General features: G+C 48.0%; 8 protein-coding genes. 7 read left to right on the forward strand and 1 reads right to left on the reverse strand.

Going from position 1 to position 12,773, the window contains the following annotated elements; all coding sequences use genetic code 11:
- The first annotated feature begins 4 nt into the window (after positions 1 to 4).
- From KAI36_RS05865 to KAI36_RS05895, 7 genes are all read left to right on the forward strand, one after another.
- Entirely contained in the window at positions 5 to 3,874 is a 3,870-nt protein-coding gene (locus tag KAI36_RS05865; protein ID WP_220027234.1) for a non-ribosomal peptide synthetase, read from the forward strand.
- A 498-nt stretch (positions 3,875 to 4,372) separates the two neighbouring features.
- Positions 4,373 to 6,028, forward strand: a complete 1,656-nt coding sequence (locus KAI36_RS05870; RefSeq protein WP_220027235.1) for an ABC transporter substrate-binding protein — start codon at positions 4,373 to 4,375, stop codon at positions 6,026 to 6,028.
- A 29-nt stretch (positions 6,029 to 6,057) separates the two neighbouring features.
- Positions 6,058 to 7,062 (forward strand): ABC transporter permease, encoded by a 1,005-nt coding sequence (locus KAI36_RS05875; RefSeq protein ID WP_071639850.1) that lies wholly within the window; start codon positions 6,058 to 6,060, stop codon positions 7,060 to 7,062.
- Positions 7,063 to 7,097: 35 nt separating this feature from the next.
- Entirely contained in the window at positions 7,098 to 8,009 is a 912-nt protein-coding gene (gene nikC, locus KAI36_RS05880; protein WP_023987407.1) for a nickel transporter permease, read from the forward strand.
- Positions 8,010 to 8,252: 243 nt separating this feature from the next.
- Positions 8,253 to 9,668, forward strand: a complete 1,416-nt coding sequence (locus KAI36_RS05885) for a deoxyguanosinetriphosphate triphosphohydrolase family protein (protein WP_220027236.1) — start codon at positions 8,253 to 8,255, stop codon at positions 9,666 to 9,668.
- Positions 9,669 to 9,737: 69 nt separating this feature from the next.
- Positions 9,738 to 10,682: an MsnO8 family LLM class oxidoreductase gene (locus KAI36_RS05890; protein ID WP_220027237.1), complete on the forward strand. Its 945-nt coding sequence runs from the start codon at positions 9,738 to 9,740 to the stop codon at positions 10,680 to 10,682.
- 13 nt (positions 10,683 to 10,695) lie between these two features.
- On the forward strand, positions 10,696 to 11,682 hold the full coding sequence (locus KAI36_RS05895) for a TRM11 family SAM-dependent methyltransferase (RefSeq protein ID WP_220027238.1): 987 nt from the start codon (positions 10,696 to 10,698) through the stop codon (positions 11,680 to 11,682).
- Between the two features lie 4 nt (positions 11,683 to 11,686).
- On the opposite strand, the gene KAI36_RS05900 is transcribed toward KAI36_RS05895, so the two are convergent.
- Positions 11,687 to 12,643 (reverse strand): D-2-hydroxyacid dehydrogenase, encoded by a 957-nt coding sequence (locus KAI36_RS05900; protein ID WP_220027239.1) that lies wholly within the window; start codon positions 12,641 to 12,643, stop codon positions 11,687 to 11,689.
- Between the last annotated feature and the right edge of the window lie 130 nt (positions 12,644 to 12,773).

The raw sequence follows: 12,773 nt of genomic DNA on the forward strand, positions 1-12,773 counted from the left end.
CATCATGCATTATGAAGGATATGAAACATCTTCGGCGCAAAAACGGCTATATCTGATTCATGATCTTCTCGGACCTAACATCATCTATAACATGCCCAGCATTCGAATCATCAAAGGAGCGCTGGAGCCGGAGCGGCTGTATAGAGCATGGTGTAGACTGACAGAACGTCATGAGGGCTTGCGAACGTCCTTTACTCAAAAGGACGGTGAGGTTTTACAACTCGTTCATGAATCAATCGACGTATCGATTCCCTATAGAGAACGTTCGGATCAGAGTACGGATAAGCTTGTTAACGAGTTTATCCGTCCATTCAATCTGAACGAAGCCCCTCTATGGCGGGCTGAGCTTGTACCTTTGGTTGATGGGGAAATTCTGTTCCTGTTTGATATCCACCATATCATCGCGGATGCGGTGACCATCAACATTATATTTGAAGAGCTGATGGCTCTATATCAGGGGCAGGAGCTTGCTCCATTAGAGTTTCAGTATGTCGATTATACGATCTGGCAAAACGATCAATTAAGCGACATTCATATTCAGAAGCAAGGTGAATTTTGGCTGAACCAATTTACAGAGGATGTTCCTCTGCTGTCGCTGCCTACAGATGGAAAAGGCTTAAGGTCCGATTACAGCGGTGGGATCGTATCGTACTCGATTGAAGCTAACACGGCTCACTCCTTGCGTGCATTATGCTTGCAGCACAATGTTACGTTGTATATGGTTCTACTCGCCGCGTACAGCATCCTTCTGTCCAAATATGCCGGACAGGAGGATCTGGTCATCGGAACACCTGTCGCAGGAAGGACTCATTCCGAGTTTGAAGGGATTGTAGGCATGTTCGTGAACACGCTCGCCTTGCGCCAAAAACCGCAGAGAACCAAGCGGTTCTCTGATTTTCTGGAAGAAGTGGCAGACCGAACTTTTGCTGCGTTTGAGCATCAGGACTACCCCTTTGATATGCTGGTGGAGCAGGTCAATCCTGAACGAATCAGTGGTCGTAATCCCTTATTTGATGCTTGCTTTGTATTGGAAAATGTACCGCAGCCTGTCGTGCAGGCATCAGAGGTCACGTTTTCTCCTTATACTTTTGAACATAAAATCGCTAAATTTGATATCACCTTGTATGCATACGAGATGCATAAGGGTATTGGGCTGGAATTAGAATATCGCAAAGCGTTGTTTACGGAGGAAAGCGCCCGCCGTATGCTACGGCATTTTGCCAGAATTGTCGAAATCATTGGCGAACAACCCGATATTCGGATCGAAGACATTGATATGGTTACAGAAGAAGAGCGCACCGTTTTACTTCATACTTTCAATCAGACCCACAGCAAAAATGCACACGAAAAAAATTCGCATGGAGTAACCATCCATCGACTGTTCGAACAGCAAGTGATACGGACGCCTGACCATCCAGCCGTGAGGTGGAAAGAAAAGCAACTGACGTATAATGAATTAAATGAGCGTGCCAATCAATTGGCGCGGGTTTTACGGCAAAAGGGAGTTCAGGCAGAAGATGTCGTCGGTATTTTAGCTACGCCTGCGTTGGAGATGATTGTTGGTATTTTAGCTATTTTGAAGGCCGGGGCCGCTTATTTGCCGATTGATCCGCTCTACCCGGATGAACGGGTTCAATATCTTTTACAGGATAGTCAGGCGAAAATATGCCTTCTACCGACTGCCAGCACTAGGCGCTTCCCTGGGGTGGACATGTTATTGCTCACAGACCAGAGTCTCTATATGGGAGAACCCCGTAATCTGGAGGACAGCAATCAGGCGCACAATGTGATGTACATTATTTATACTTCAGGGTCTACAGGACAACCGAAGGGTGTAATGATTGAGCATCAATCCTTTGCCCGCCTAGTGTTAGAGCCGGGGCCGTTGGCTATTACGCAAGAGGATCGAATATTGCAGACGTGTTCCCTGGCCTTTGATGTGTCGGTTTTTGAACTGTGGGGAACGCTGCTGAGTGGGGCAACCTTGTATCTCATTGAAAAAGAAGAGCTTTTATCTGCCGACATACTCGGCAAGAGGATGGCACAGTATGAAATCACGATGGCATGGTTCACGGCTCCTTTGCTAAATCAGCTGATTGATGAGAAACCTTCCATCTTTACTGGACTTCGATTGATCATGACCGGGGGAGACGCCTTGTCTCCGCAGCATATGAAGCTCCTTCGCGCCGCCCAGCCGAATTTAACGATTGTCAATGCCTACGGTCCTTCGGAAAATACAATTTTTACGTCGTTCCATACGATTCAGGAGGACTATGACCATAACGTACCGATTGGCAAGCCTGTCGCCAATACACAGGTCTATATCCTGAGCGCGTCCAATCAACTTCAGCCCATTGGAGTGCCGGGTGAGCTGTGCATTGGAGGTGAAGGATTGGCGCGTGGCTATTTGGCTCGGGAGGAATTAACGGCAGCCAAATTTGTTTCTCATCCCTGGCTCCCAGAAGAGCGTATGTACCGTTCTGGAGATTGTGCCCGATGGCTGGCTGACGGAACGCTTGAATTTTTGGGTCGCATGGATCACCAGGTCAAAATTCGGGGCTTCCGTATTGAAACCGGCGAGATTGAGGCTCGGCTTGCACATATAGAGGGGATTCAGGAAGCAGTCGTTCTTGTTCGCCAACACAGCGACGGGATCAAATACCTCTGTGCTTACTTTGTTTCCGACGTAGAAATGTCACAGGCAGAAGTCCGGCTGGAGCTGGCTACGTATTTGCCGGATTATATGATTCCTGCCTGTCTGATCCGACTTCTGCGTTTGCCACTGAACGTGAATGGCAAAGTCGATCGGAACGCGTTGCCGGAGCCTGATCTTGAAGCACTGCGGGAGAATGAATATGTTCCTCCTTGCAATGAACTGGAACAGGAGCTGGTTCGCATCTGGTCGATGGTTCTGCCCACGAACCTGCCGACGGATCGCATTGGCGTAACGGACAATTTTTTCACCCTGGGAGGAAGCTCGCTCAAGGCTACCAAGCTGGTTTCGCTAGTTTTGCGTGAGTTGGGGATAGACCTACCGCTCACCAAATTATTTACTTTTCCTACCATCCGCCAACTGGCAAGTGCATTGCAGGGAAAGGAAAGAAGTGTGTTTCCAGCCAGAGCAGACACGCTTGTCCTCTTAAAGCCCGGCACATCGCAGGATAAGCACCTTTTTTTCATCCATGATGGAAGCTTGGATGTCAGTTGCTACATGGAATTGGTCAACGGACTTACAGCGACTTGGAATTATTGGGGCATAAAAATGGATGCTTCGATTCTTGCTGAACATAAAACAGCCGGGATGAAGGAAGCGGCACACCGATATGTGAATCAATTGAAAAGTATTCAGGAATCAGGTCCGTATTATGTTGCGGGGTGGAGTATGGGTGGAACGCTTGCTTTCGAAATAACCCGTCAATTGGAAGAACAAGAAGAACGTGTCGAACTTTTGGCCATTCTGGACACACTGCCACCTTTGAAGTATGGCAAGGAAGATCACTGGGACCACCATATTCGGGAACTGGAGAGGATAGAAGAAACGTTGGATTTATCGCTGTGGAAGCGAGCATTTCCAGCCAGTGTACTCCCCTTGCTACCTGAATTTAATGAGTTGGGACGGAGTGAATTATTAGAACGCTTTAAAAGTGTGAATCATTGGGTGAAAATGCAGCATGTCTACCAGCCCGATCGAGCGGTAAAGGCCCCTGTATGTTTGTTTATTTCAGAACATACCTGGGAATTAGGATATAAAGGATGGGAATTGTATTGTAAGGGGGAAATGTTCACGCATAAAGTGCCTGGCGATCATTTCTCTATCGTAAAAGGAGCCCAAGCCGTGTCTGTAAGTTTGGTGCTGAATACATTTTTGAGGTAAGATTATGCTCCTGCTTGGAGGTTGAAGACCCCGAGCAGGAGCATTTATTTGATATGATCGTGTAAGTTGGTTTGTAATATTAATTGACATGATGTATAAAAACATATCGTAATGTATGAAAAACCCCCTTGTCTGCTTCCAGATTTTATAGTAAAGTATCCAATAATCAACTTTGTTTGAGTATAATATTCACTGTTTGTGAGTATATATCACACTTTCACCACGACCTAACATACTCCTCTTTCTATTTATTACATCACATCTATTCATTACCCTATATCATCTCTTACACCACTAGATTATGAACACTTCTGTGCCAGTATTTTTCAATCAAAGCCTGTCCATAGAACCTCTATACCTTCCCTACTACACCTATTTGATGGACTCGGAACCTGGGACCACAGCTTGAGGACAAGCTTGTCATGTCAATTCAAAGAATTGGCATTCATCCGGTATCAACGAATTAACAATATATAAGGTGTGAAAGGGGTTTGCTGCATGAGCAAAAAGTATGCAAAACACAAAATCTGGACCGTTCTGCTGGTGCTTGCGCTAGGAGCTGTTTTGGCGCTTTCCGGTTGTGGGGGATCAGGTGAAGGAGCAAAGCCAGAGGCAGGGAAAACACCAAGCGGAGCAGGAGAGGGCGTGCAGGACACGCTTATTTATGGACGCGGCGGAGATTCCGTGGCGCTAGATCCTGCCATTGTGACTGAAAGCGAGTCGCTAAAAATCGGAATGCAAGTGTTCGACACACTGCTGGAATATAAGGAAAATACAACGGAGATCCAACCGGGGCTCGCAGAGAGCTGGGAAGTATCACCGGATGGACTGGTCTATACGTTCAAGCTGCGTCAGGGTGTAAAATTCCATGACGGAAGTGACTTTAACGCAGAAGCGGTTGTGTTTAACTTTGACCGCTGGGCTGATCCGAAAAGTCCATACAAATTTGAAGGTGACTCGTTTGACTATTATGATTCTATGTTCGGTCCTGAAGGAAGTAGGGTGATTAAGGAGGTTAAAGCGGTAGATGCGAACAGCGTCCAGTTTACACTAAACAAGCCGCAGGCGCCGTTTTTACAAAATATCGCTATGCCATCCTTTAGTATTTCAAGTCCCAAGGCTATTCAGGAGAAAAAGGCTGATTTCAAGAGTAATCCGGTCGGCACGGGTCCTTTTGTATTTAAGGAATGGAAACGGAATGATACCATCACGCTGGAGAAGAATCCAAACTATTGGAAAGAGGGGCAGCCGAAGCTGGCAAAGATCATTGTTCGTTCCATACCCGACAATACCGCGAGATTTAATGCTCTGCAAAACGGGGAAATTGACCTGATGGAGGATTTGAACCCGGATGATGCAAAGCAGTTAGACGGTAATAGCGAATTGGTGAAAATTGAACGTCCCTCCTTTAATGTGGCGTACATTGGCTTTAATTTAAAGAAAAAAACCTTCAATAATCCCAAGGTGCGGCAGGCACTGAATCACGCAGTGAACAAGCAGGCCATTATTGATGCATTGTTTGCAGGGCAGGCTAAGCCTGCGGTCAATCCGATGCCACCTACGCTATGGGGGTACAACGATAGTATTCAGGACTACGCCTATGATCTGGATAAGGCTAAATCTTTGCTGGCAGAAGCGGGCTTTCCTAACGGGCTTCCCGAGCCGTTAACCTTCTATGCAATGCCCGTATCTCGTCCTTATATGCCTGACGGCAAAAAGGTGGCAGAGGCCATTCAAGCCGATTTTGAAAAAATAGGCGTCAAAGTAAACATCCAATCCCCGGAATGGGCTACGTATCTGGATGATGTTAAGGCGGGGGAAAAGGATGATCTGTATATGCTGGGATGGAACGGGGACAATGGTGACCCGGATAATTTCCTTTATACATTGCTGGACAAGGATACGATTCCAGGCAATAACCGCAGTTTTTATGTGAATGAGGAACTTCATAAAATATTGGTGAAGGCTCAGGTTGAGGTCGATCAGAACAAGCGCGCGGAACTGTATAAACAAGCACAAGTGATTATTAAACAGGATGCGCCGTGGATTCCATTGGTTCACAGCACACCGCTGATGGCAGGTAAAGCGAACCTCAAGGGTTTTGTACCTTCTCCGGCAGGTATTGAAGCGTACGGAAATATTTATTTTGAATAGCCCAAACGCAAGCAGGCGGTGAATAGGATATGAACTCATATATTGTAAAAAGACTGGCTATATTGATTCCTGTATTACTGGGCATGACGCTCATCGTTTTTTCCATTATTCATGCCATTCCGGGAGATCCGGCGGAAACCATACTGGGAGATAAGGCTACGGAACAGTCCAAGCAGGCGCTACGTGAGCAATTGGGGCTGAATAAGCCGTGGTTACAGCAATATGGGACCTATTTAGGTGAGCTGGCACAAGGGGACTTGGGCGATTCCATTCGCACCAGGCAGCCGATTGCCCGGGAAATGGTCCCTTATCTGGCGGCTACGCTGGAGTTGACAGTAGCAAGCATGTTTTTTGCCGTTGTAGTCGGAATGAACGCCGGCATCGTGAGTGCCTGGAAGCGAAATTCCTGGTTTGACTATGTCAGCATGGTCATTGCCCTGGTCGGAGTATCGATGCCGATTTTTTGGCTAGGCTTGATGGAACAGTGGATCTTTGCAAATAAACTGCATTGGCTTCCTTCCATCGGACGCATGAATTCCCGTGATCCGGTGGAAGCTGTGACACATTTAGCCGTGATTGATGCGTTCATAGGTGGACGTATGGATCAGGTGTGGACCGTCATCAAGCATTTGATCCTGCCCAGTATCGCACTTGGAACGATTCCAATGGCGGTCATTGCGCGCATTACCCGTTCCAGCATGCTGGAGGTTATGGATGCGGACTATATCCGTACGGCTCGGGCGAAGGGGCTGGCATCTTTTCAAGTCGTGTACAAACATGCGCTTAAAAATGCTGCGATCCCCGTACTTACTGTCATCGGTCTTCAGACTGGCTCACTACTGGGAGGCGCGGTACTGACAGAAACCATTTTTGCCTGGCCTGGCATCGGACGGTACATTTTTGAAGCGATCAGCTCGCGTGACTATCCGGTTATTCAAAGCGGAATTCTGATCATAGCGTTCCTGTTCGTCATCATTAATCTGATTGTCGATTTGCTGTACGCGGTTCTCGACCGGCGTATCCGTTATCAGTAATCAAGTCGTCAATTGTTCAAGGGGGAGCTTGTCCGATGTCACAATTTTCAATGGAACCCAACAACATACCGACGACACGCAGCACATTGGCGCATTTGCCTGTCGTGACTGGCCCTTGGAGAGACGCATGGAGGGCTTTCCGTCACAATAAAATGGCGTTCGTCGGCCTGAGCATTATTATCTTCTTTGTTATCATTGCTTTGATCGCGCCGTGGATTGCTCCTTTTGACTATAAAGAGCAAAATTTGGTGAGCCGTTTGCAGCCTCCTTCTGCGGAGCATTGGTTCGGTACGGATGATCTCGGTCGAGATTTACTGACTCGCACGCTGTATGGAGCCAGAATTTCGTTGTGGGTCGGTTTCTTGTCCGTTATTGGTTCAATGATTGTAGGAACAGCCTTAGGTTTAATCGCAGGATTTTACGGAAAATGGGCAGATATGGTCATCTCACGGCTATTCGACATTTTACTGGCATTTCCGGGGATTTTACTGGCCATTGCTATTGTGGCCATTCTAGGACCTTCATTGGAAAATGCGTTGTATGCCATTGCCATTGTCAATGTGCCAACATATGGACGGTTGGTTCGCTCTAAGGTGCTGAGTGTCAAAACGGAGGAGTATATCACTTCTGCCAGAGCGCTTGGAGCCAACAATACACGAATCATCCTCCGTTATATTTTGCCTAACAGCCTGACACCGATCATCGTACAGGGAACGTTGGGGATCGGAACGGCCATCATTGAAGCGGCAGCGCTTGGATTTCTGGGCTTGGGTGCACAACCTCCTGAGCCAGAGTGGGGTAAAATGTTGTCCGATTCGCGGCAATATATCCAGAACGCGCCGTGGACAGTTATTTTTCCGGGGGTATCTATTATGCTGACCGTATTGGGCTTTAATCTGATGGGTGATGGGTTGCGGGATGTATTGGACCCGAGGGCGAAGCGTTAGAGCAAAAGTGGTGAGGTATATAAAGTTGAGTAAAGAGGTGTTTTCTGGCCTGAATCAAATGGCTGGTGAATACCTTTTTTATATGACATTAAGAGCTTTCCGTAGGATAGCTCACTTCGGAAGCACCATCCGACTGCGCAGTGACGCTAAAAGTAACTTTTACAGTTGAAAGTCATGTGAGCTTTCCTGAGGCGCAAAAAAAATGTATAATCACTCCAATTGAGTACGTAGGGAGTGGGCTTTATGACATGGCAGGACAAGAGAGAGCATCGGCAGTTTGCGGAACAGACACGAAGCGACGCTTCACGGGCCGCATATGAACGGGACTACTCCCGTTTGATCCATTCACCGACTTTCCGTCGGTTGCAGGGTAAATCACAGGTATTTGGCGCAGGCACGGGCGATTATTACCGTACACGACTGACGCATTCTTTGGAGGTAGCGCAAATTGCGCGTGAAGCATCACGAAGCTTGCTGCGCCGCCATCCCGAAGTAGAGCTGGAACAGGCAGATAACGCAGGACTGATCATTGACCCTGAGGTGGTGGAATGTGCGTCCATTGCACATGACTTTGGGCATCCGCCGTTCGGACACAAGGGAGAAGAGGTGCTGGACGGGATTTTGGATCAACTGATTGAAACAAAGGTAGAAAAGATATCCTCTGCCGGAGGCTTCACACCGGAGTCTAAGCGTGGACTGGAGGCCTATGCGCGCGAGCGGCGAATTTATGAGCATTTTGAAGGGAACGCACACAATTTCCGGCTGATTATGTTTTTGGAGAAGCGTGAGAACGTGGATGGTTTGAATTTGTCGGACGCTGTGTTACTGGGCATTAACAAATACCCGTACCCGGGGATTCTGAACAAAAAAGGGTTGTACCTGCATGAGTGGGAATACATACGTTCTATCCGCGAGGATTGGGGTATCCCTGATGGCAAAAAAACGTTGGAAGCCCAGCTTATGGACCTGTGCGACGATATTGCTTATTCTGCGCATGATCTGGAGGATGGGATTAAGGCTGGGAAAATCGAGGTACACGAACACTTCTTATATGATCCGTATTTAATTCGTCTGATTACGGAGAAAATCACCACGTTGGAGGATAGCTTTTGGCAAGGCTGGCAACTGGCTCAGATTGAGCAGAAGGTAGCGGCTGTGCTGAGCGAATTTTTGAAGGTGTGGAACGGCAAGATGCCGATGTGTGAACACGATTATTCCCGTACCCGCCGTGAAGTGAAGGCATACTGGGTCAGCCTGTTTGTCAGCAGCTTGGGTGTAATTGATGATGGAAATTGGAAAAAGGTGACCTTCGTACGGGATGGAAGCGAAGATTTGGATATGCTGCGCACTGTGAGTGTGTTGAAAAGTTTTGCTTGGGTTACGATGATCCGCGATCTGCGCGTACAGCGACTGCAAAAACGGAGTGAGTGGATGCTCAGACGGCTGTGGTTAGCTTTTCTAGACCCGGAAACGTCCAAATCTATTATTCCAAGCGACTGGCTTCAGCGCTATGAGCGCGACCAAGCCAAGGCGAAACCGATCTGGACATGGGAGCATATGGTCATAGACTATATTGCAGGCATGACCGATGCTTTTGCTGAAAAAATCTATAATGAGTTATACGGCCTGAAGGTGGGTTCCATTTATGATCTGGATTGACCTTTAAATTACCCCTATATAGTAGAAGGAACTGGTTTGTAATGGATAGCAGGAGGGAGGAATGTATCTATGCAATCTCAGTCTTTATCTATAAAAAGGTTGAATCTCGGTGTGCTCGATATGGTGCCGTTGCTGCCCGGTAACCGTCCGGAGCAGGCGGTTCAACGAGCTGGTGAACTAGCGAGACAGGCAGAAGCATGGGGATATACACGCTACTGGACCTCGGAGCACCATGATATGGAGGGGCTGGCTTCCTCCAGCCCGGAAGTGCTGCTGTCTCATATCGGAGCGGTGACGAAGACAATCAAACTGGGTGCGGGTGCTATTTTGCTCCCGCATTATAGTCCAGTCAAGGTCGCGGAATGGTTTCATTTGCTGGCCACTCTATATCCTGGCAGAGTCGAATTGGGCCTGGGGAGAGCACCTGGTGGGGGACCTCATGCTTCGATGGCACTGAGCGGTAATTTTCTTCAACATGTGACGGAGCTGCCGCAGACGATGGAAGCTCTATTGGCTTTGCTGGAAGGTACATACGAATATGAACAGGTGCCTGTGTTTGCCCGGCCGATGCCTGAACAGCCACCAGCAGTGTGGATGCTGGGTACAAACCGAAAAAGTGCCGAATATGCCGCCCAGTATTCAACGGGCTATGTATTCGGTCAGTTTATGAGTGAACAGCAAACGGAAGAAATGCTAAGCATTTACCGCTCCAGCTTTCAGCCATCCAACCGGATGGACAAGCCACGTACCATGGTTGCTGTAGGAGCAGTATGTGCCTTGACGGATGAGCTGGCGCAGCAATGGACTGGTCAGATTTCATTGGGCGACCCGGCAATGCGAGCCAGCTGGCTGGTGGGAACGCCGTCGGATATTGCCGAACGGTTACGCTGCTTGCAGATTAAATATGATAATGATGAGTTTCTGTTGGTCGCACCGATTCCCGATTATGAGCAGCGGCTTCACTCCTACCGTCTAGTAGCGGAGGCCGTAAATTCTAGCCTTGATTCCAAATGAAAAGAGATCTGACATGAATAAACAGAAAACGAATATCGATGAAATGAAACCAAGCTACGTCTATACCTATGCGTGTCATGAAACAGAGCGTGAGTTGTGTCTTTTGGAATTAAAATGCTTGTTCGGTCAGTCGCCCGTGCAGGACTCCATCCTATTGTCCCATCGGCGTCTGGAGCCGGGGACAAGCCCGTTTATTCATCTTCGGCTGGATGTAATGACAGATGCGGGAACGCTTGAAGAGCTATGCGAAGCAGCTTCTATGTTACAACTTGAGGAAGGAAAGACTTTCAAGGTGTTGTGCCTTAAAGAAGGTGACCATGAGGCTGACTATGACGAGCGGCGCGGGATCGAACGCCGAATGGGTGCACGCATTCAGGGGCAGGCGCAAATGAAGACACCGGATATCACCCTTGGTGTAATTCGAATAGGAGAACGTTGGCTACTGGGCACGTGTCAGTATAGCGACAGATCGTGGCAGGAGCGTCGTCAGAAGCCGCAAAACTATTCTACTGGACTACCCGTTCTGGTAGCCAGAGCGCTTGTGAATTTGGCAGCAACTGATCTAAGAGCAGCAAAGGGAGAGCCAGGCTCATTGAAACTGCTAGACCCGTGTTGTGGTATGGGCAATGTAATGATTGAGGCATTGAGTATGGGCAAGGATATTCGCGGTTGTGATATCAACCCGTTGGCGGTGCGTGGGGCACGAGTGAATTTGCGTCATTTTGGATATGGAGAAGATCTAGTGAAGCTCGGGGATATGAATATGCTCGAAGGCACATACGATGCAGCCATATTGGATATGCCCTATAACCTGTGCTCCGTGCTCCCGGCTGATGAACAAAAGAAGATGCTGCGCAGTCTGAGACGCTTGGCCGCGCGGGCAGTGGTCGTGAGCACGGAGCCGATGGAAACATTGTTATCCGACTCAGGTTGGACCCTTACGGAGCAATGCCGCATACATAAGCCAGGTATGAGTCGGGAAATCTGGATCTGTAAGTAGTGTGTTAATACTGAGTTTTGTAGTTAACCATATTCAGCGGTAGCTCCTGATCAGCGGCATAGGCATTCAAATTAGTAAGAAAAATATCTACCGCCCGTTCGGCATATCGGTCCGTATCGCCTGCAATATGCGGTGTGATCAAGACATGGTCCAGACTCCATAGCGGATGTGAAGCAGGTAGCGGTTCTTCCTCGAATACATCCAGTCCGGCAAAGGCAATATGCTCTTGCTCCAAAGAGCGTACAAGCGCATCCGTATGAACGGTGCCACCGCGGCCTACATTAATGAAGAAGGCTCCCTTACGCATAGCTGCAAATGCTTTTTCGTCAAAGAAGTGATGGGTTTCCTCGGTGAATGGCAATATATTTACCACGATATCCGCTGCTCCCAATGCTTCGTGTAGTTGTTCGTTAGTATACATGTGCTCTACATGGGGAGCTTCCTTGCCAGAACGACGGACTCCGATCACCCGCATGCCAAAAGCTTCTGCAATCCGCGCTGTTTCACGGCCAATTTCGCCAACGCCTGTAATTAACAGCGTTTTGCCACGTAATTCCGTCAGTTGGCCTTTCGGTGGCTGCCATGTTTTCTGACGTTGCAAGATAGCTGCTTGCTGTAAATAACGTGTATGCGATAGCAGCATTCCAAAAATCTGCTCTGTAATTGGAATTGCATGCACACCACTTGTATTCGTTAGTAAAATGCTACGCTTCTCTAATTCGGTAAGCGGTAGCTTATCAATCCCAGCCGACCAGGTTTGTATCCACTTCAGCCTGCTGTCTGGATGTAAGGCCTCCTCGGCAATATGCTTGGACCAGCCTAGAATAACCTCGGCCTCCCGGATTTGTTTAGACTCTAATTCTTGAGCTTTGCCAATAATCAACTCGTAGTCCGGAGCCGTTGCACGAACTTGTTTTTTTTGCTCTTCCGTAAGTTGATGTAAGCTTAAAATGTTTCCCATAGTTCATAGCCTCCTCGATTTTTGATTCCTTGGAGTTTCCAATATATTCTGGCGAACCATCCTTTCAAGAATAACAGATTGCCGAAAAAATTGCATAAGATGGGTAAAAACAAGCTCGCAGTGTCACTAT

Source organism: Paenibacillus sp. S02 (assembly GCF_019454065.1).
Classification (GTDB): domain Bacteria; phylum Bacillota; class Bacilli; order Paenibacillales; family Paenibacillaceae; genus Paenibacillus; species Paenibacillus polymyxa_B.

Excerpts from the sequence above, each read along its gene's own strand:
- KAI36_RS05865 (WP_220027234.1), top strand. The coding sequence starts at position 5 with ATGCATTATGAAGGATATGAAACATCTTCGGCGCAAAAACGGCTATAT.
- KAI36_RS05870 (WP_220027235.1), top strand. The coding sequence starts at position 4,373 with ATGAGCAAAAAGTATGCAAAACACAAAATCTGGACCGTTCTGCTGGTG.
- KAI36_RS05900 (WP_220027239.1), bottom strand. The coding sequence starts at position 12,643 with ATGGGAAACATTTTAAGCTTACATCAACTTACGGAAGAGCAAAAAAAA.
- KAI36_RS05895 (WP_220027238.1), top strand. The coding sequence starts at position 10,696 with ATGAATAAACAGAAAACGAATATCGATGAAATGAAACCAAGCTACGTC.
- KAI36_RS05885 (WP_220027236.1), top strand. The coding sequence starts at position 8,253 with ATGACATGGCAGGACAAGAGAGAGCATCGGCAGTTTGCGGAACAGACA.
- KAI36_RS05875 (WP_071639850.1), top strand. The coding sequence starts at position 6,058 with ATGAACTCATATATTGTAAAAAGACTGGCTATATTGATTCCTGTATTA.
- KAI36_RS05890 (WP_220027237.1), top strand. The coding sequence starts at position 9,738 with ATGCAATCTCAGTCTTTATCTATAAAAAGGTTGAATCTCGGTGTGCTC.
- nikC (WP_023987407.1), top strand. The coding sequence starts at position 7,098 with ATGTCACAATTTTCAATGGAACCCAACAACATACCGACGACACGCAGC.